Origin of the sequence: Brevibacillus brevis (assembly GCF_031583145.1) — a bacterium.
GTDB lineage: Bacteria > Bacillota > Bacilli > Brevibacillales > Brevibacillaceae > Brevibacillus > Brevibacillus brevis_E.
This window is the reverse complement of sequence record NZ_CP134050.1, coordinates 1,099,385-1,118,913: the sequence shown is the minus strand read 5'-3', so window position 1 is coordinate 1,118,913 and position 19,529 is coordinate 1,099,385. Positions and strand designations below refer to the sequence as shown.

23 protein-coding genes are annotated in these 19,529 nt (G+C 50.2%); 16 read left to right on the top strand and 7 right to left on the bottom strand.

Annotated elements, in window-relative coordinates; translation table 11 throughout:
* Positions 1-55 precede the first annotated feature (55 nt).
* On the bottom strand, positions 56-943 hold the full coding sequence (locus tag RGB73_RS05700) for a LysR family transcriptional regulator (RefSeq protein WP_310769940.1): 888 nt from the start codon (positions 941-943) through the stop codon (positions 56-58).
* Between the two features lie 318 nt (positions 944-1,261).
* Here RGB73_RS05700 and RGB73_RS05695 point away from each other — a divergent pair, with 318 nt between their 5' ends.
* Together RGB73_RS05695 and RGB73_RS05690 are read left to right on the top strand one after the other, a co-directional pair.
* Entirely contained in the window at positions 1,262-2,431 is a 1,170-nt protein-coding gene (locus RGB73_RS05695; protein WP_310769938.1) for an epoxide hydrolase family protein, read from the top strand.
* Positions 2,432-2,744: 313 nt separating this feature from the next.
* Positions 2,745-3,347: a class I SAM-dependent methyltransferase gene (locus tag RGB73_RS05690; protein WP_310769936.1), complete on the top strand. Its 603-nt coding sequence runs from the start codon at positions 2,745-2,747 to the stop codon at positions 3,345-3,347.
* A 100-nt stretch (positions 3,348-3,447) separates the two neighbouring features.
* Here the strand turns inward: RGB73_RS05690 and RGB73_RS05685 are convergent, their stop codons facing one another.
* Together RGB73_RS05685 and pdxR are read right to left on the bottom strand one after the other, a co-directional pair.
* Complete coding sequence (locus RGB73_RS05685; protein ID WP_310769934.1) at positions 3,448-4,029, bottom strand: type 1 glutamine amidotransferase family protein; 582 nt, start codon at positions 4,027-4,029, stop codon at positions 3,448-3,450.
* 249 nt (positions 4,030-4,278) lie between these two features.
* Positions 4,279-5,679 (bottom strand): MocR-like pyridoxine biosynthesis transcription factor PdxR, encoded by a 1,401-nt coding sequence (gene pdxR, locus RGB73_RS05680; protein ID WP_310769933.1) that lies wholly within the window; start codon positions 5,677-5,679, stop codon positions 4,279-4,281.
* 108 nt (positions 5,680-5,787) lie between these two features.
* Here pdxR and RGB73_RS05675 point away from each other — a divergent pair, with 108 nt between their 5' ends.
* The 4 genes from RGB73_RS05675 (at position 5,788) to RGB73_RS05660 (ending at position 8,665) form a co-directional block, all read left to right on the top strand.
* Entirely contained in the window at positions 5,788-6,411 is a 624-nt protein-coding gene (locus tag RGB73_RS05675) for an FMN-binding negative transcriptional regulator (RefSeq protein WP_310769931.1), read from the top strand.
* A gap of 145 nt (positions 6,412-6,556) precedes the next feature.
* A complete protein-coding gene (locus RGB73_RS05670; RefSeq protein ID WP_310774153.1) occupies positions 6,557-7,174 on the top strand; it encodes an FMN-binding negative transcriptional regulator in 618 nt (205 codons plus the stop codon).
* A gap of 64 nt (positions 7,175-7,238) precedes the next feature.
* The gene (locus RGB73_RS05665) at positions 7,239-7,868 is read left to right on the top strand and encodes a LysE family translocator (protein WP_310769929.1); all 630 of its coding nucleotides are present in this window, start codon (positions 7,239-7,241) and stop codon (positions 7,866-7,868) included.
* Positions 7,869-7,954: 86 nt separating this feature from the next.
* Positions 7,955-8,665 carry a B3/B4 domain-containing protein gene (locus tag RGB73_RS05660; RefSeq protein WP_310769927.1) on the top strand — a complete coding sequence of 237 codons (711 nt, stop codon included), beginning with the start codon at positions 7,955-7,957 and terminating at the stop codon, positions 8,663-8,665.
* Positions 8,666-8,823: 158 nt separating this feature from the next.
* Here the strand turns inward: RGB73_RS05660 and RGB73_RS05655 are convergent, their stop codons facing one another.
* A complete protein-coding gene (locus RGB73_RS05655; RefSeq protein WP_310769925.1) occupies positions 8,824-9,219 on the bottom strand; it encodes a carboxymuconolactone decarboxylase family protein in 396 nt (131 codons plus the stop codon).
* A gap of 115 nt (positions 9,220-9,334) precedes the next feature.
* Here RGB73_RS05655 and RGB73_RS05650 point away from each other — a divergent pair, with 115 nt between their 5' ends.
* The 5 genes from RGB73_RS05650 (at position 9,335) to RGB73_RS05630 (ending at position 13,137) form a co-directional block, all read left to right on the top strand.
* On the top strand, positions 9,335-9,700 hold the full coding sequence (locus RGB73_RS05650) for a MerR family transcriptional regulator (protein ID WP_310769924.1): 366 nt from the start codon (positions 9,335-9,337) through the stop codon (positions 9,698-9,700).
* A gap of 179 nt (positions 9,701-9,879) precedes the next feature.
* Complete coding sequence (locus RGB73_RS05645) at positions 9,880-10,257, top strand: MerR family transcriptional regulator (RefSeq protein WP_310769922.1); 378 nt, start codon at positions 9,880-9,882, stop codon at positions 10,255-10,257.
* Positions 10,254-10,994, top strand: coding sequence for an SDR family oxidoreductase (locus tag RGB73_RS05640; RefSeq protein WP_310769921.1), 741 nt, complete (start codon positions 10,254-10,256; stop codon positions 10,992-10,994). Before RGB73_RS05645 ends, RGB73_RS05640 begins: the two co-directional genes overlap by 4 nt.
* A 255-nt stretch (positions 10,995-11,249) precedes the next feature.
* Positions 11,250-12,398 carry a phytase gene (locus tag RGB73_RS05635; RefSeq protein WP_310769920.1) on the top strand — a complete coding sequence of 383 codons (1,149 nt, stop codon included), beginning with the start codon at positions 11,250-11,252 and terminating at the stop codon, positions 12,396-12,398.
* 166 nt (positions 12,399-12,564) lie between these two features.
* Entirely contained in the window at positions 12,565-13,137 is a 573-nt protein-coding gene (locus RGB73_RS05630) for a delta-aminolevulinic acid dehydratase (protein ID WP_310769918.1), read from the top strand.
* Between the two features lie 48 nt (positions 13,138-13,185).
* On the opposite strand, the gene RGB73_RS05625 is transcribed toward RGB73_RS05630, so the two are convergent.
* Positions 13,186-14,328 (bottom strand): MFS transporter, encoded by a 1,143-nt coding sequence (locus RGB73_RS05625; protein WP_310769916.1) that lies wholly within the window; start codon positions 14,326-14,328, stop codon positions 13,186-13,188.
* Positions 14,329-14,573: 245 nt separating this feature from the next.
* On the opposite strand from RGB73_RS05625, the gene RGB73_RS05620 reads away from it, so the two are divergent.
* The 5 genes from RGB73_RS05620 (at position 14,574) to bshB2 (ending at position 18,372) form a co-directional block, all read left to right on the top strand.
* On the top strand, positions 14,574-15,539 hold the full coding sequence (locus RGB73_RS05620; RefSeq protein WP_310774150.1) for a LysR family transcriptional regulator: 966 nt from the start codon (positions 14,574-14,576) through the stop codon (positions 15,537-15,539).
* Positions 15,523-15,993, top strand: coding sequence for a DinB family protein (locus RGB73_RS05615; protein WP_310769915.1), 471 nt, complete (start codon positions 15,523-15,525; stop codon positions 15,991-15,993). Before RGB73_RS05620 ends, RGB73_RS05615 begins: the two co-directional genes overlap by 17 nt.
* Positions 15,994-16,211: 218 nt before the next feature.
* Positions 16,212-17,093, top strand: a complete 882-nt coding sequence (locus RGB73_RS05610; RefSeq protein ID WP_310769914.1) for a hypothetical protein — start codon at positions 16,212-16,214, stop codon at positions 17,091-17,093.
* 257 nt (positions 17,094-17,350) lie between these two features.
* On the top strand, positions 17,351-17,695 hold the full coding sequence (locus RGB73_RS05605; protein WP_310769913.1) for a YojF family protein: 345 nt from the start codon (positions 17,351-17,353) through the stop codon (positions 17,693-17,695).
* Positions 17,696-17,718: 23 nt separating this feature from the next.
* Positions 17,719-18,372 carry a bacillithiol biosynthesis deacetylase BshB2 gene (gene bshB2 / locus RGB73_RS05600; protein WP_310769912.1) on the top strand — a complete coding sequence of 218 codons (654 nt, stop codon included), beginning with the start codon at positions 17,719-17,721 and terminating at the stop codon, positions 18,370-18,372.
* A 59-nt stretch (positions 18,373-18,431) separates the two neighbouring features.
* Here the strand turns inward: bshB2 and RGB73_RS05595 are convergent, their stop codons facing one another.
* Entirely contained in the window at positions 18,432-18,845 is a 414-nt protein-coding gene (locus RGB73_RS05595; RefSeq protein ID WP_310769910.1) for a YjdF family protein, read from the bottom strand.
* Between the two features lie 238 nt (positions 18,846-19,083).
* Complete coding sequence (locus RGB73_RS05590; protein WP_310769909.1) at positions 19,084-19,413, bottom strand: antibiotic biosynthesis monooxygenase; 330 nt, start codon at positions 19,411-19,413, stop codon at positions 19,084-19,086.
* Positions 19,414-19,529 lie beyond the last annotated feature (116 nt).

Below are 19,529 nucleotides of genomic sequence, written 5' to 3'. Positions count from 1 at the left end.
CAGAGTTCTCCCAATTCCATTTGACGAATGCCGATGATCCAAGAATGACGGAAGTTCACCCCTGCTTATCTTCATAATACTCGACAAGGAAATGTTGAAATTCACGCGCCGCTTTAGATAAATATCGCGCTTCATTCCATGCGACGAAAAAGGAACGTTTGTTATCCGGCCCTTCGATGGGCAGCAAGGTATACGGCGTTACGTTATCCCCTTTGCATCTCGGGACGAATGCGACCCCTAGCCCTGCCTGTACCAAGCTGCCCAAAGCGGCGGGCTCCTCCACCTCACAGATGATGGTCCGCTCGATTCCCGCTCTGCGACTGATCTCGTCATTGACTTGGCGAAACGGATGTCCGACCTTGTATTCGATAAAAGGATCGTCTGCTACCTGCTCCAATCTAATGCTGCTCTGATGCTCCAGCCTGTGGCCGTGGGGTAGGGCCAGGTGGACCTCTGTCTGCAGCACAGGAAATTCACGAATACCTGGCTTGTGAAAAGCCACCGGTCCAAACCCGAGATCTGCCATGCCCTGCTCCAAAAGCTCTGCAATGCTGTATGTCTCGGAAGGCGCAATCTGCTTGATACGGAAGCGGACATCCGGGAACCGCTCGCGAAAAGCTGTTACAGCGGGCGAGAGACGATTTAACGCGTTCGTAGCGATGCTGATCATCCCCCGTTCCAATCCTGCCATATCCATTACTTCTTTCTTTCCTTCTTCCAAAGAAGATAAAGCAGCTTCGACTTTGGCGAGAAAGACTTTGCCGTATGCGTTAAGACGAACTTGTCGGTTCGAACGATCAAACAGGGGGACGCTCAGGTCCTCCTCCAGTCTGGATATCGTCCTGCTGAGAGCAGGCTGTGCAATATGAAGTTGTTCTGCCGCCTTGGTCATATGCTCCAATTTGGCAACCGTGCGGAAATATTTCAGTTGCAGCAGCTCCATTGGAATCACTCCATATCCATACACTTGATGTAATGAAAAGACAAAGAACTATATATTATTCTTTATCTATTTTCGATTGTAAAATAAGGCGTAACAAATGGAAAGGGTGACATTCCATGAAAAAGTTCCGGCTTTCCTACTCGCATGAGAGCTGGGTATCGGCAATCGATTCGCTTTTTACGCGGTCGGTACCGCCGTGTACGGCAAATCTGTCGCCGTTTTGGGAGTATTGATGATGTATCGTGGACGATTCGGAAGCTGGCTGAAATGACGAGGAGAACTCCCAAAAAATTGAAAATGGAAGTGGAGGCTGATCGTATGGATTTTTATAAAGGAAAGAATGATCCAGAATTATACGAGGAGGAAATCAGGCCGTTTTCTATCGAGATTCCGCAAAGTGAGCTCGACGACCTTAGGGACCGGCTAGCCCGGACCCGTTGGCCGGACGAATTGGCAGAGGAAGGCTGGAATTACGGAGTGCCGCTAGACTATCTCCGGAGGCTGGCGGACTATTGGTGCATCTCCTATGATTGGCGCAAACACGAAGCTTGGCTAAACAGCTTTCCGCAGTATACTGTAACGATTGATGGGGCGAACATTCATTTCCTGCACGTTCGTTCTCCGGAGCAGGATGCGATGCCGCTTATTCTCACCCACGGCTGGCCGGGCTCAATCGTCGAGTTCCTCGACATGGTCGGACCGCTTGTTGACCCGGGGTCTCATGGGGGCGACCCAGCCGACGCCTTTCATTTGGTTATCCCGTCGATCCCCGGCTTCGGTTTTTCAGGTCCTACCCGGGAGTCGGGTTGGAACGTCAAAAGGGTCGCCAGGGCTTGGGCGGAACTGATGAGAAGGCTGGGTTATCACCGATACGGCGCTCAGGGTGGCGATTGGGGGGCAGCCATTTCCCGAGCATTGGCGGAAGTTGACCGCGCGCATATGTGCGGAGTGCATGTAAACTATTTGCATACCGTTCCAGCCGACGACTTCGATCCGAAAGAACTATCCCAGGAGGACCGAGACAGGCTGGAGCGGTCTCAGCGCTATCGTTCCGCTCCTGCAGGGTACGCGAGACTGCAGGCGACCCGGCCGCAGACGTTGTCCTATGCGCTCACCGATTCTCCGGTCGGCCAACTGGCATGGATCGCAGAAAAATTCTGGGAATGGACCGATCCGGCATGCCGGGTGGATGACGATCGGATTCTAACCAATGTGATGCTGTATTGGTTGACGGGCACCGCGGGATCGTCCGCCCGTCTGTATTACGAGAATTTCAAATCGAAAGGAGCTTTGGGACCGTGTCCTGTCCCCATGGGCGTGGCGGTGCTTCCTTACGACTTGGCGCTGCCTGTGCGTTCTCTTGCGGAGTGTGAACACACCGTCGTGCACTGGACCGAATTTGACCATGGAGGCCATTTCGCTGCTATGGAGGTTCCCGACCTGATGGTTCAAGACTTGCGGATCTTCTTCAGACGATTTCGAAAGTAGTCGGAGTTGCACGATTTGACGAGCATTGCCAGCATGACACCCACCTACGTCCTCTTAGAGTTGCCAGTACATTCCCTGCCATGCTTCTCCGTTGGCGGAAGGAAAAATGGTTAAGTAGGCAGGAGGTGTGGCCGTTAGCCATGTAGAGTGCCGTGTGTTGCTGGTGAGGGTGCAGTGACATTTGAAAAATTGCTTCCCCAAAGCTACACTTTAACGTAGAATGTTCCTTTCAAAATAAGACAGTATCCGAGTTCTTCTGATAAGCCATGGGCCAAACATACACAAACGAAGAAGTCAGATGGGAGGTATGGTAATGGGGAATACTGATATTTTTGAAGCAATGGCAAGTGGATATGACACTTCTGAAAGAATAGAAATCGCAAAGATCACGGCAAACGCTATTCGTGAATTTATAGAAAACGGCAAAGATAAAAGTGCTATCGATTTCGGCTGTGGAACGGGACTTGTTGGGCTGAATTTGCTTCATGAATTCCGTGATCTGGTTTTTTTGGATACCTCACCAAAAATGCTTGAGCAGATCAAGCAAAAAATAGCGGACGCCAATATCCGGAATGCAGATACAGTATGCTTTGATTTTGAAACGGGATTTCGATCTGATATCCATGCCGATTATGTTTTTATGGTTCAAGTTTTGCTTCACATCAAAGATGTCGAGCTAGTTTTATCACGATTGTATGAAGTACTGAATCCAGGAGGACATTTGCTGATTGTCGATTTTGATAAAAATGAAAAAGTTACAACAGATAAGGTTCATAATGGATTTGATCAGGGAAACCTTGCTGAGCTGATGGCTACAATTGGATTCCGGGAAATTACATCCAAAACCATTTATAATGGCAGTAAACTATTCATGAATCAAGATGCATCCTTATTTATCATGGATGCAAAAAAATAAGCTTCTCCTCCCTGACTTGATCTGAGCCAATCTGACTGTCTAAATCAATAGGAAAGCACCTAAGCGCCATGCTTTCGTGCTTTCCTATCAGACTCGCATATTAGGAAGGAAAATAGCCCTTTTTAAATATGTCGTACCATTCGTTCAACTCATCGCCTTCCAATACGCCCAATCTCTCCAGGATATGGCGTGAAAACTCCAACGCCCCGCTTCCATTCGCCGTGATCAGATTCCCGTCACGGACAGACTGAGCGTCTACATAATGTTGATCTCCCCTGTAATTCGGAGCTCCTTGCTTCAAATAGGGTAACGTATTGCCTGTATGTTTATGATGATCCAAATAGCCGTGGCATCCCAAGAATGTGGTAGCGTCGCAGATCGCTGCAACAGGAATTTCCTTGCTCACACAATAGTCAACCAGTGCTTTTGCTTGCTGATTCTTGGCTTCTCTCCATCCCGTACCCCCAGGTATGATGACCATGGCGATATCGACATCCGGATGGAATTCCTCTACGCTATAATCCGGAAGGACCGTTAATCCCCCCATCGAAACCTTCGGCTCCCGATCAATCGCGATTGTCTTTACACGATAGCCTGTTTCTGGCTTGTTTAGCTCCGAGCTGACGTAACTGGCCTCCCAATCAGCAAAACCATCCGTGATAAAAATCAGCACTTCCTTCAAGAGTGATTCCTCCCTACTATGTTTTGGATAAATGAATCATACACCAACTTCACTGACAACTACGGTCAGTAAAGATGAATGTTCTCCAATTCTATGTCCTTCCTCTTTTCAAGCATTGTTCGTAGGATGATGGAAGTGATGTGTTCCCGGGGAAACTATCAAACGCGGAATCACACCGGCAATGGAAACAGCGGCAAGCCAAGATCTCAATAGGATCATAGACTCGCCGCTGTTTGGATGATGAAACGGTCAAACCCGTTCGCTGCCTGGTACCCAAGCCTTTTTTAATAGCTCCACTCCCATCTGGATTTCATCGGGAGTTAAATTGTTGAAACCCAGTTTTACCATTGGTTTATCGCTTTTGTTTTTAATGAAAAAGAGTGAAGTAGGATAGACTTTCACCCCCTGCATGGAGGCTTGCTGAATGAGCCATTCCTCTGAACGCTCCACGTGGACTTTGACTAATACGTACAGACCCGACTGCTCGCCAATGATGGAAATAGTATGCTTGAAATGATTGCGCAACTCAGAAACGAGGTGCTGCATTTTTCGTTTATACACAAGCCGCATGCGTTTAATATGGCGATTCCATTCCCCTTCTTCCATAAATTTCGCCATGGCGAATTGGCTCAGCAGGGAAGTGGTGCTCTCGAAATATGCGAATTGTTTTTGATACCGATGGATAAGTGGCTGCGGCAACACCATATAGCTCAAACGAATGCCTGGAAGAAAGCACTTCGAGAAATTTCCGAGATAAATCACTCTCGTTGAATCGATGGAAGCAAGAGCCGGAAATGGTTGTTGGGTATAGCGAAATTCGCTATCGTAATCGTCCTCGATAATATATCCTTGTACCTTGTTTGCCCAATGAATAAGGGCATGCCTTTGTTGAATCGGCATGCTCACCCCGTATGGACTGTGATGGGACGGCGCTACGTAAATGACTCGCGACTTCCTGTGTTCCAATTGTGAAAAATCAGCACCTGTCTCGTACACGGGCATAGTTTCAAGCGCAAAACCATTTAACTGAAAAGCTTCCCGAGCTCCGTCATAGCCAGGATCCTCTACAATCACGCTTGAAAAATCCTGTTTCAGGACATGCCCGAGATACACAAGCATTTGCTGGGTACTGCTTCCGATAATGATTGCGTTTGGATCGGTTCTCACCCCGCGAGACTGGAGCAGATAGGCTGCGATTTGTTCGCGCAGGCACAATTCTCCAAAAGGTTCCCCGTACCGAAAGCTGTCCTTTTCCGTCAATACTTGATTCGAGATCCTCCTCCACGCTTTTAAAGGAAAATGCGCTTGATCGACGACATCTGCGCGAAAATCAATCTGAACAGGCGGCGGCATTTGCTCTGTTGGCTTGCGAGTAGAAGAGGGGCGAGCCTCTTGATATAGGAGAGGCTCCACCTCATTTGCAAAATAGCCTTTTCGGCCCTCTCCGCGAATATACCCTTCCGCAACAAGTTGTTCATAGGCCATTAAGGTTGTGTTTCGGCTTACATGCAAGGAATCCGCAAGCTGACGAATGGAGGGCAACGGCTCATCCGCCTTTATATCGCCTTGCTCAATAAATGTCTTGAATTTCTCGTAGATTTGCTTGTATTTCGGAGAGTCGTCATGGAAGGTAAAGATGGTATTTTTCATTTTCATCTCCTCTGACATGTATATTTCTTAGAAATTGTATCTTTTTTTGTGTCACCTTGTGTCCTATTGTCTTTTGTAAGTGGATGACAAGCTGAAAGGATGATGATAGTGTACATTCCTAAGCAATATCGCATGGATCGTGATGAAGCCGTTCAGATGATGAAGTCAAACCCGTTTGCCTTATTGATAACGGTTGATGAACAGCGTCCGTTGGCGACGCACATTCCGTTGGAAATTCGTGAAGATGAAGGGAAAATCTATGCGACCGGGCACATTGCCTACGGAAACATGCAGAAGAAAACGCTGGATCAAAATCGTGATGTGCTGCTTGTTTTTCAAGGGCCGCACGCTTACATTTCGTCGAGTTGGTATGAAAACGAGGAAGTTCCCACATGGGATTATCTCGCTGTCCATGCGTATGGAACGGCGCGTGTACTCACTTCGGATGAGCTGAAATCGGCTTTGGCTGCGATGCTCGAACGCTATGAATCTCACCGGGAAAACGGTCGGCTCTGGGATACGTTTCAGCCTGAGTTGCTGGAGCGCGAAATGAAAGGAATCGTTGGCTTTGAAATTGAAATCACCTCGATTCAAGCCGCAGCCAAAATGAGCCAGAATCGCAACAACACGGATTACAAATCGATTGTTGGAGAGCTTGAAAAATCAGATGAACAAGGGGATATTCAGGTTGCCCAGTGGATGCGAGAGCAACGCAAAGGGTTATTTCCATGAACCGGACTGGCACCGAAATCTTCCTTTTCCCCAACTGACATATTCATATGTTCGATTTTGTACCTTTTTACATGTCAGATTGCATTATATCATAACCATGTAAGGGAATCTGCTGTATGTAAAAAATAGGATGGGGTGCTTGCCGATGTATATTCCGGAGCATTTTACAATGAAAGAAGCAACTGCTGCCTACAAAGTCATCCAGGAGAACAGCTTTGCAACATTGTTTTCCATTCATAACGGAATGCCCTTCGCTACACATTTGCCTCTGTTGCTGAATCAGGAAAAAACCCATTTGTACGGCCATTTTGCCCGTCCGAATCCGCAGTGGAAGGATATTCAGAATCAGACGGTTCTTGCTGTTTTCCATGGTCCTCATTGCTATATCTCACCCTCTTGGTATGAGACCAACAAAGCAGTGCCGACGTGGAATTACGTGACCGTCCATGTTTACGGAGAAGTGGAATTCATCGAAGACGAGCACGAGTTAATGAGCTCCTTGAATGATCTGGTACAGAAGTATGAAGCGCCCGACAGTTCGTATCGATTGCAGGATATCGATGCTGATTTTCTCGCTGGCATGAACAAAGGCGTTCAAGGATTCAAAATGAAAATCGACAGGCTGGAAGGAAAGGCAAAAGTCAGTCAAAACCATCCCTTGCACAGACAAGAGCTCGTTATCAAGCATTTGGAACAGATCCCCTCGCCAAACGAGCAGCAAATCGCCTCCTGGATGAAAGCAAACCTTCCAAACAAAGGATAACCTTTTTTTCGCCCATCCAAGAGAAGCCCGTCATGTGCACAAATACAACAAGGAGTTGCCTATTATGGAGTTTTCAACGATTTGGTTATTTGTAATAGCTGCCGCTACATTGTTAATCATACCTGGACCGGCTGTGTTTTATATTATGGCAAGAAGTATTGATCAAGGAAAAAAGGCGGGTCTGGTATCCGTTCTGGGCGTATCGCTCGGCGGTTCTGTTCATGTTTTAGCGGGGGCCATTGGCGTTTCTGCGATCCTGATGACATCAGCTACTGCCTTTTCGATCGTGAAGTACTTGGGGGCAGCTTATCTGATCTATCTGGGCTGCCGGACCTTATTTTCCAGATCGGATCAAACGGCTTCCGATGTTCCGCAGGCCCCTCGCAAAAAATTGGCAAAAATATTTTACGAGTCGGCGCTCGTCGAAGTCATGAATCCGAAGACAGCTCTGTTTTTTCTCGCCTTCTTTCCGCAATTCATATCACCGTCGGGCGGATCAGTCCCCCTGCAATTTTTGCTTTTAGGGGCGATCTTTATTATTCTTGCTTTTATTAGCGATGGTCTGTATGCCATTCTTGCAGCGAGTATCAGAAAGCGGATGAAAGTCAGTTCAAAGCTGCAGAATCGGATCACGGGGTATTTATATATTGTTCTCGGGGTATTCTCTGCCTTTGCGAGCCCCTCCAAAACATAAGAGTGTCTACGCGACGTCACCGCGTCGTGACACAGCCAGCCGCGATTCTACCAAAACCATAAGCAAAAGGAATGGAGAGATCTTGGATGTCTCGCTTTATCATTGAAGATGATTTTTGGTCGTTATTCCCGCATGCAAAAATCGGCACCGTGATTTGCCAGGGGATTGATAATTCCATTCGGGACGTAGAAATCTACGAGAAGCTGCTGCAAGAGGCCGAGAAGGAAGCGCATAAATTTTTAAGTCTGGAGGATTTCAGCAGGAATCCCGTCATATTCGTTTGGCGGGAAGCTTTTCAGAAATTCAAAACAAAAAAAGGCGCAAGGTGTTCCATTGAAGCTTTATTAAAAAGAGTGAAGAATGGCAACCATATCGGGACAATCAACCCGCTTGTGGACATCTATAATTCCATTTCCTTGCGTTACGGCTTTCCGTGCGGCGGAGAGGATATCGACACTTTCGCAGGCGATATTCGGCTCACGCAGGCAAACGGGAACGAACCGTTTCTCCCGTTGGGAAGTGAAGAAAATGCTTCGCCGTATGAAGGAGAAATCGTTTATAAAGATGATGACGGTGCCATATGCAGATGCTGGAATTGGCGGGAAGCTCAGAGGACGATGCTGACGGAGCATACGAAAAATGCGTTCCTCTGTATGGAATTAATAGACGAGACAAGAAACGACGAGTTTGAACTGGCGCTTAAAGATCTGTCCGCTCTGGTGTCCCGTCATCTTGGTGGTACGGTAAAGGTTGAGGTGTTGGATATTCATCATCGCGAAATGGCGATTTTCGGCTAAGATCACACTGCTTGGCCAGCTGCCCATTCGCAGGCAAAGGCTGCCGGTCTGAACACCAGCAGCCTCTTCTTGTGTTTGTAGTACGTTCGGGATTCGTTAGCCAAAAAGCGCGAACCACTCCCCGTTTGCTTGCTCGTTTCGATAGGCAGCTATGCTTTCTATAGGACAGATTGCCCTTGCACATTGCGCTCTTCAAAAATACGTTTTGCCGTAAAGACGGCATTCAATACGCGTGGAAAGCCGGTGTAAGGACTGCAATGGATGATGGCTTCTACAATTTCCTGCGGAGACAGCCCCACATTGAGAGCTGCATGAATATGAACGGTGAGCTGAGGCTCGCATCCGCCTTGGGTTGTCAGGGAAGCGATGGTGACAAGCTGTCTTTGTTTTAGATCCAAGCCCTCTCTGCTGTAAATATCGCCAAAAGCAAACTCAACCACATACCTTCCCAAATCCGGGGCAATGTCTTTGAGCGATTCCATAACGCGTTCTCCCCCCTCCCCGTCGACCTCCATCAGCTTTTCCCAACCGCGCAAGTAACGTTCCGAACTCATTTGTGATCCTCCTCGTTGAATCAGGGTAAATTCCTAAGCATCATGCTACACATTAGAGTGAACTCTAAAGCAATACCCCTTTTGCTGTGCTACAATAAACGGCATGGATAACCAATTGACGATTCAACAAATGGCAAAAATGACGGGTCTATCGGTGCACACGTTGCGCTACTATGAAAAAATCGGGCTGCTAAACGGCGTGGAGCGCAACGAGCACGGTTACAGACAATATTCGGAGGCCGACCTGGCGTGGATTCATTTTCTGCTCCGTTTGCGCTCCACAGGTATGCCGGTCAGTGACATGAAGCTGTTTTCCGATCTGCGCAGTCAAGGGAATGCTACCGTTGCAAACCGCCGCGAATTGCTAGAAAACCATCACAAAAACGTTCTGGCCCAAATCCAGGATCTGAAGGAAAGCTTGAGAGAAGTCGAAGAGAAAATCGACTACTATAAGAGGCTCGAGGAACAAAACGAACAATAAGGAAAAGAATGCGGGAGACAGTCTTGCGGGTTTGTCCGCGAAACCAAATCGCGAGAAAAGGATAGAGTTTATCAGAGTACGCCTCTGATGCTCTATTTTTTTGTGTGATCCTTCCCTTGACCCTCACACGATGTGATGGTTTAGAATGTGTGATAACAAACCGCTAGGGGCGATTTTTTATGAACATCGGCGAATTGTCTCGGAAGACCGGAGTCAGTCTGCGTTCCCTTCGATACTACGAAGAAAAAGCGCTGCTGAACCCGATTCGCCTGGAAAACGGCTATCGGGATTATACGGAATCCGACATCGAGCGAGTCAGAATCATTCAGCTCTATTTCAGTCTCGGTCTGACTGTGAAGGAAATTCACGATTTTTTTCATTGTGCATGGAGCGAGGATCTGCAATTTCAATGTCTGCCCAATGCCATACAGGTGGGTGAAAAAAAGCTCGAGGAAATCCGCAAACAAATCGAGACCTTGCGCAAAGCCGAATCGCATTTGGCAGATTGTATAAGCGGCTGGAAAGAAATCTTGCATAAAGGAGAGGGAAAAAAATGAATCCGATATTGAAAACGGCAAATCAACGGCTTGCGATCGTCACTGGAGGGAACCGCGGTATTGGGAAGGAAATTTCACGCCAGTTGGCTGAAAAAGGATTGCAAGTCATCATCACTTGTCGGGATGAAGACAAAGGGCGAAAAGCCGTGGAGGAAATGCGCCAGGAGGGTCTATCGGTTGAATTCCAGGTCGTCGACGTACATGATCGGAAAAGCATCCAGGACATGATCCGCCGAGTAGAACATGATTTTGGCCGTCTTGACGTGCTGGTGAACAATGCAGGCATTATTATGGACAGAGGCGTCTCGGTGCTGGACGTGGAAGAATCCGTCATGAAGGAGACCTTCGAGACCAATTACTTTGGTGCCCTGCGGATGATTCAGGCATCCGTTCCTCTGATGAAAGCCCATCGGTACGGCCGTATCGTCAATATCTCATCGGGGCTTGGAGCTTTTGAGATTTTGCAAGGATTTCTGGGCCTCAAAGGGTCCTCCTCCGCCTATCGCATCTCCAAAACCATGCTGAATGCCTTGACATGCCTGGCTGCGCAAGAGGTGTCGGAAATGGGGATCAAAGTGAATGCGGTCTGTCCTGGCAGGGTGCAAACGGATATGGGCGGCGCAGATGCTCCGCTGACGGTAGCGGAAGGAGCAGATACGGCAGTCTGGTTGGCGACACTGGGTGAAGATGGTCCGACTGGCGGCTTCTTTCGAGAACGAAAACGGATAGAGTGGTAGCACCACTTCCTCGTGGGCATTTATTACAAGATCCTCGATTGATGAATACGGGGGGCGAGCCGATCCAAGCGGCTTCGTCCCTCCAACATCTTCCCCATCCATTCATGGCTCCTCGCTGCTATACTCCCCCTTCCCTTTCCTAAGCTCGTACAAAATTACAAAGAATTTACATTGAATCGATTCAAGATTCACATCCAATTGATACAGTAAAAGGTGATGTCATTATCATTCGTGTCGAATATGGAGGTATCTTGAATGAAAACGAAAAAAGCATGGGTGGCATTCGCTTTGGCCGCAGGTCTCTTCTCCACCTTGCCAGCAGAAGTCTCCTATGCGGAGTCCAAGACTTTCCCTGTAACAGCTGACATGGAAACTCAACCGGTGCAAACCACTGACGACGCTGCCGACGATCCTGCCATTTGGGTACATCCGTCCAATCCAGCGAAAAGCAAGTTCATCACGACCAACAAAAAATCAGGTCTCATCGTCTACGATCTGGACGGCAAGGAAATCAAATCGTATCCATTCGGGAATTTGAACAATGTAGACTTGCGCTACGGTTTCAAGCTGGGCAACAAGTCTATCGATTTGGTGGGTGCAACGGATCGTTCGGAAGGAAAAAACAGCATTGAGATCTACGCTTTTGACGGGGAGACAGGTACGCTTGAAAATATCGTAGATCCAGAGCAGCCCATCAAATCGGCCGTAAGCGAGGTTTACGGCTTCAGCTTTTACCACAGCCAAAAGACAGGAAAGTTCTACGCCATGCTGACAGGAAAAGATGGTGAGTTTGAGCAGTATGAACTGATCGATAACGGAAAAGGTCAGGTTCAGGGGAAAAAGGTACGGGAATTCAAATTGCTTAGCCAGACAGAAGGCATGGTGGCCGATGATGAGTACGGGTATCTCTATATCGGCGAAGAGGATGTAGCGCTGTGGAGATTGAATGCCGAGCCTGATGCGGAAAACAAAGGCAAGATTGTCGATGTCGTGAATGGCGAGCACCTGACCGAAGACATTGAGGGACTGACCATTTATTACGCGGCGGACGGCAAAGGATACCTGATCGCTTCCAGCCAGGGAAATAACACCTACGCCATCTATGATCGTCAGGGCAACAACAGGTATATCGGCAGCTTCGCTATCGGCGACAGCAAGACGATCGACGGAACCAGTGATACGGACGGCATCGATGTCATCGGATTCGGGCTGGGGCAAAAATATCCGCACGGCCTCTTTATTGCCCAGGACGGCGCAAACGTAGACCCGAGGGGACAGGCCCAAAATCAAAACTTCAAGGTAGTCGCTTGGGAGAAGATCGCGAAACACCTCCCTCTTGCACTGGTTGAGAAACAACAGGTTAATCCGAGAAGCCTGCAAAACCGGACCGTTCCAGCGAAGTAAGGAACGCCGATTTCGCACAAAAGGCAGCGGTGGTCCGGACTTTTCGTTCACGTCCGAGACTGCCGCTGCCTTCTTGCCATCCGCATTTGGAAATCACGGAACATTCCTTGCCCTCATTCGTAAATGGAAGAGAACGCAAGTATGAGCTTGGATGGAGGAATTGAAAATGAGCAAACCCGTGATGAACGTCGCTCTGGTATGCGGGCCGGACTGCGACATGGAGACACAGGCGCTGCGTGCCTCACTTGAATATTTCGGGGCCAGAGTCTTTCCCTACTGGATCGGCAGGCCGAACGATTTCATTTCCGTCTTGTCCGGCGAAGACATTTATCCGGACACCGATATGATCGTCCTTTGCTTCCACGGTGATGAAGGAAAGCTCCTCATGCCGGAATTGGGCGAAGACGTGTACGAGCCGGGGGAACCTGCAGGCGATTTTGGTTCGGATGAAATTCTTCGCTTTGCGAAGCTGGAGGGAAAAGTCGTCATCGGCAACGGATGCACTCTCGGCGATCCGGTTTTGGCGCAAGCTTTTCTGGACCGTGGCTGCCGGCTGTATATCGGACCGAACGACTATCCGGATGGAAATGCAGCGCTTCTCTTTGTCCTGCGGCTTTTCTACGAAATCATCCAAAACGGGAAAAGCACGGAAGAAGCGTATCAGGCCGCCCTGTCCATGGGGAACGAATTTTCCATGTACCACCTTTATGAAAACAGCCATCTGCTGGAACAAGGATGAGGGAGACGGACTGGCACCCCTCCCTTTTCTCCCCTCGCTCCACCGGAATTATGTGGCGTTCGCCTTCAAGCGTGCACGGGTAAAAATCGCCGCAGTCATCGCCGCCACGGACAAGATGACTGCAAAGATCGTCGCCCCGGTTGCCAGTCCCGTCACATCGATGAGATAACCGGAGCACACCGGCAAGAGCGCAGCCGGAATGTAACCGCCGATATGGAGGACGGCATTCGCCTCCGCTCTCCGCTCCACCGGCACGTGCAGGCCGATCAGCGTCAGGCCGCCGAGCTGACCGAGACCTTGACCAGCTCCGGCCAGGATCGCGGCAAGCACGAGTGCCCAGGCAGACGATGCGGTTACAGCAACCGTAGTGAAGCACATGGACAGGATGGTGGCAGCTGCGCCGTTCCGGAAAATGGTGCGGATCGGCAACATTTTCATGGCGAACTGGACTCCTGTTGCCGAGATGAACATCACGCACGCTGTTCCTCCCGCCACAAGAGGGCTCGCCACATGGAGAAGCTTTGCAAAAAGCGAGGGGCCAAGCGACAACAAAAACGAAGTAGCCGTAATGCCAGGTGCAAAAACGGAGATTCCGCATGCGAGGTGAAGACGATTGGCAGCAGGTATGCCCGGCAGGCGGAAACGAAAGCGTTCCTGATGAAGACCGGCTCTGCCTTTCACCGGAAGGGCGGCAGCCACCCAAAAAGCACTGCCTATCATGACTAGCTGAATGGAGTAGATAGGCACAATCGGTTGAGCCAGCCCCTCTGCCAAGATCCCCGCAAGCAAGGGGCCCAATCCCGCTCCAGACACCATCGCGACAGATGCCGCCAAGGAAGCCGACTGCCTATGGCAAGAACCGCCTGCATCCACTACTGCTGCCATTCCTGCCGATACAATCGCCCCTACAGCCACTCCCGTCAGAAACCGAGCGATCAGAAGAACAGCCACTGAAGACGCAAAAGAAAACAGAACGCATGAAAAAACAGCGGCAGCCAGTCCAGGAAAAAGCACCGGCTTGCGGCCGAACCGGTCCGACAGCTGGCCCGCGAACAGCAGAGTCGCGAGCAGACCCGCGATATAAGCAGCGAAGACCAGTGTTAACGTGCCGTTGGAAAAACCGATCTCCCGCTGCCAATGGACATAAAGCGGCGTGGCGGAGTTCGACAAAGTAAAGACCGCTGTAACCATCCAAGCCGTTGTCCATATCCTCCATGAATCCCCGGCACGTCTTTTGACACTCTTTGACATGCTGATTTCCTGACAGCCATTCATCTATCCACCATTCCCCTTTCTGAAAAAAGCGTGTGACTGAACCGACGTCACCTTTTTTGGTTTCGTCGTTGACTTTTGCTCTTTCATCGTAGATGATCTGATTACATAACTGAAATACAGATATCGGAAACTTAACATAACCATTTCGTTATAGCGGGTGCATAAAGATGAACATGAACAATCTCAGGATCTTTGCAATCGTCGCGGACAAACTGAATATCACTGAGGCTTCCAAAGAGCTGTTTATTTCCCAGCCGGCTGTCAGCAAGGCGGTCAAAAACCTGGAAACCTCTTTGAATGTCCGCTTGTTTTTGCGGGATAAGCATCACGGGCTTGTCCTGACGGAGACCGGCAAGGAAATTTTGGCGCTGGCCAGACAGATGCTGGCCCTCGAGGACAAGATCGTCCAAATTGCCGATCAGGAAAACAACCTGCTGCGAGGAAAAGTAAAAATCGGCTCGTTTCCTGCCGCGTCAACTAATCTGCTCCCGGATGCCATCGCCTTGTTCCGATCCAGTTACCCATTGGTCCGTATCGAGCTTGCGGAAGGGACCTCCAGTCAAATCAAGGAATGGGTGGATCATCGCACGGTAGACGTGGGGATCGTCGCCTCCCCTTTCGATGGCTTTGATTTTGAAGCGATCATCCAGGATCACATGGTCGCGGTCATTCCGAAGCATCATCCGTTACAGCGTGAAAACAAAATCGACATCGAAGCATATCGGGATGAAATCATCTATTGCAAAGGCGGTCACGAAACCGCCCTTTCCGCGGTACTGCTGAAAAATCAGATTGCCCTCAGCGACAACCTGACTGTCCAGACTGCCGACACGCTGCTCCAGCTGGTGGCAAAAAATCTGGGCATCGGCATCATTTCGAATTTTACCCTTTCTTCTGTTGCTCACGATTTATTGGTCAAGGACACTCATCCAAAAATCACCCGGGATATCGGGATTATTTCCCGTTCCTTCGAAGAGGCTTCACCCGCGGTAAAGAAGTTCGTCGACATCATCTGCCGATTGAGCAGAGATAGACAAAAGAAATCATTTTCCAGTTCCTTCCTTGGTGCTACAATAACCGAAAATGGGCTGAAAAATGAGGAGGGGGAACATGGAAGCGTTACGTGAGGAGTACCACCGCGGATACACGATGCTGCGGGAAGCCATACAGGGATTGAGTGAAGAGGAGCTCCGTTTCAAGCCCGCACCAGACAAATGGAGCATCCATCAAATTCTCATCCATGTGACGGATTCCGAGATTTTGTCTACCCACCGATTGAAAAAAGTCTTGGCGGAGGACGAACCCCTCCTGATTTCGTTTGACCAAAACGCATGGGTGAAGCAGCTGGACTATGATTCCCTGGACCGGGAACAGCACCTGCTCCTGTTTCACATGCTGCGCGCCAGCATGCGGCCGATTCTGGACCAACTGACGGACGAACAAGCCGAGCGGGTAGGGGTGTATCCTGATGCGGAACGTTTTACCTTTTTACAGCTGCTGGAATTCCGCGTCCAGCATGTCCGGGATCACCTCGCCCAGATCCAGCGGGTGCGGGATGCGTATCGGCAGAGCCAAGGGTAAAGGAATCGAGAAAGGCCGTTCATGCAAGGGGGAGGCAATCCCCCTTTTTTCTTTGCCGGAAAGCCATTTCTCCCCAAAGCGGACAAGGACGCTCGGACTTTAGACGGAGGTAAAATCATCCAAGAGACAAAGCCTTCTTTCCATCCTCAGCCAATTACGTTCCCCCTCCTCCTTCGGGTACTGTGAGAGTAACAATTTCGAGTGTTGGAGGAACAAAAATGAGAAATGGAAAAGGGCAAGAAAGAAAGGCCTCACCCTCCTTTTTTACAGGAGAAAAATGGCTGGTTTTGACGGGATTGCTCGGCTTTCTTTTGGCTGCAATATGCGGGGTCTGGGTCATCCTGTACGGGGGACCGGTCTTTCCCAAGGGAGATGTTCTGAAAGCATTCTCCTTCAATGCCGCACTGGGTGTCTTTCTGTTGTCGACAGCGGCGATCCTCCCCTTTACCGCGTTGGGGAACAAAAGCAGAGCTCTCTTTCGATGGTCGTACATCGTGCTTGCGCTCTATTCGTACGCTGCAGAAACCGTGCAAAACTTTCGCGGCGTAGACCCGAGATTCGTGAAGGGCGGCATGCCTTTTGACGTCTGGGTAGGCTCCATCTTTACGTTTGTCGCTCTTCTATTGATCCTGTTTTATTTGTTCGTAGCGGTTCAATATTTTCGTCCGAAGGCTTATCGGCTTCGTCCGGAGCTGATCGTCGGGATTCGCTATGCCATGCTGGCAGTCTTGCTGTCGTTTGCAGCAGGCGTCTGGATTTCCTTCAACAACGGCCGCCTCGTCGGCCTGCACGGCAGCATCATCTGGCTGCATGGCCTCGGTTTCCACGCGCTTCAGGTCGTACCGTTTATCGCCTGGCTGTCTGAACGCACGGCACTCACTCATTCCGCGCGCAAAGCATTTATCCATCTGGCGGGGACCGCATACTTGGTTAGCCTAGTAGCCGTTGGCTGGCAAACCTACCTCGGACACCCGGTTCTTGAATGGTCCGTTCTTCCGGTTCTCGCATTCGTGTCGCTTCTGATTTCGCTTGCGCCGGGGATCGTGCTGCTGAGACGACAGTCCGACCAGACTGTTCCAGCAGGCAAGGCCATTCTTTGACAATCCGCAGCGCGCCGTATCGGCATGCGTACATGGACCGCCCGAAAGAAAAGAAGGTACCGGCTGGAGCCCATCCGTGTTTCGGATAGTGTGGGCGTTCAGCCTTTTTCGTCTTGCCCATGCCCCAAGTGCACCTGGAGCTCATTTTTGCAGACTGGCTTCTTGACATCTATGTGGAGGTTTTCTAATGTTAGATCAAGCAAGGTAGCTATTTAAACAATGACGGAATCAATGACGTTCCGATAGGGGGCACTTTGATGCAGCTTATCAATCAAGAGGATGTCCAACGCAGAATCGACAACCTGAAGGATCAAGAGGTATATATTCACCTGGAAATGACCACGGGGGCATACGCTGCCCATTTTGACAGTTCGAAGCACCCGGCTGCGAACTTCATCACCAATGCCGTCATACGATTCTCTCATGGATCCATCTCAGGAAACGGTCCGTATCGGGTCGGGTTGAAAATGGGGCAAGGATGGGTGTACTCCGAAGGGTTGACTCATTATGAGGAAACCGAAACGGAAAGACTGATAATGGCAGGGCATGACAGTCAGGGCAAGCTGATCGTATCCTTGCAGCTGAGCAGACAGCCCTTTTAACGGAAGAGGAGATGAACTTTTTCATGGAACGCATTCTTGTTGTGCTGCCTCATCCGGATGACGAGGCATTTGGATTATCGGGTACGCTAGCGAAGCATATCAAAAACGGCGCTCACGTCACCTACGCCTGCCTGACGCTGGGTGAAATGGGGCGAAACATGGGAAATCCCCCTTTTGCTACACGAGTGACGCTTCCTTCCATCCGCAAGAAGGAGCTGGAGGAATCCTGCCGCGCTATCGGAATCCAGGATCTGCGCCTGCTCGGCTTTCATGACAAGACGATCGAATTCGAGGACCAGGAGCTGCTGGACGGAAAGATCGATGCCATCATCCAGGAAATTCATCCGACGATGATCTTCACATTCTATCCAGGGTACAGCGTGCATCCGGATCACGATGCGTGCGGAGCTGCCGTCGTGCGCACCGTAGCGAGAATCCCCAAAGCGGAAAGGCCGCCGGTCTACTGCCTGGCCTTTGCCAAAAATTTGGAGCAAGGAATCGGCCGCCCCGACGTGTTTCACGATGTAAAAGACTTCTTGCCGCAAAAGATCAAGTCGATCCTGGCCCACCGCTCGCAGTTCCAGGTAGCCGAGCTGTTGAACTACGACGAGCAAATCACCAAGGAAATCCAGGACCGGTTCGGCACCGAGCGCTTCTGGACATACCCCTTCCAATAATTCTCGTTTTTGAAATGCAAACAGCCCCATCTCCACGTGCATGGATGATGGGGCTCTGTCTATTTGCCGCGGTGCTTCGCCTTGGCCTTTTGGCGCTTGATTTCCCGCAGCCGCTCCTTGTGCATTTCCTTTTGCTGGCGAGTGCTGGTCTGCCTCTCCTTTTTCCTCTGCTCATACTCTCGCTGGATGGCCTCCTGCGCATAGGAGGAGACGCCTTTGCACTCCATTTCGCGCGCGACCTGCCTCGCCAGCCGCTTCGGATTCACCCTGCGCTCGCCAGCGGCTCGGCCCTGTTCCACGGCTTGCGACAGCCTGCTCGTCACCGCGTCGATCTGTTGCAAGACGAACGCCAGAATTTCCTGATCGTTGGGCTCTGCACCAAATACGTATCTGCCCGCCATGACCTTTCCTTTTCCATACTCTTCCACAACACCTACCCAAAATTGACCGTCATGGTACACAGTCAGCTTCATGAAGATTCCCCCTCTGCAACATGACGAGAGCGACGGACATCCCGAGGGGGGAAGGTTACTGACACGGAGATAAAGCGGTTCCGTGCGCCCGGACTACCAACCGGACCGTGTTTTTACGCTCCCGCTTTCCTAATTTATCCATTCATTGTACCACCGGAGCTGTCCGGTTGCCATATTCACTTTGGAAGACAGGCAGACATTCTCAGCGGAATGCCAGACAGGCGGGCAAGGATGACGCTTAATAATCGTAAAGGCTGGCGGTCGTATCGAGCGGCAGCTTTTCCAGCGGATCGTAGACTTCAAAGATGCGCAAAGCAGGCTCCTCTTTCACCACGTCCCGGACGGCCGCTTGAAAATACGGGAACATGATCGCGTTCGCCGACTCCGCGTCTTTTTTCGACTCCCAATAGTTAAGGGCGGCGTATTCTCCCTTTCCATCCTCGAAGAAGTAGGCGTTGCCGCGAAAGCCCTTCTGCTGCCGCGAGATGAGATTCAGCTCCTGGACGACCTGCTCTGCCAGCCGTCTGCTGCCAGGCTCCAGCTTGAAAAAGACCATGCGCGCAAACATCGGTGCTCCCTCCTTTTTCTCGCTAGGTATCAGTTTATGAGTCAACATTTTTTCCTAGCACAGAAAACGGGCTGGGATGCTGCCGAAGTCGGCGGATGAGAAGTCCTTCTTACGGC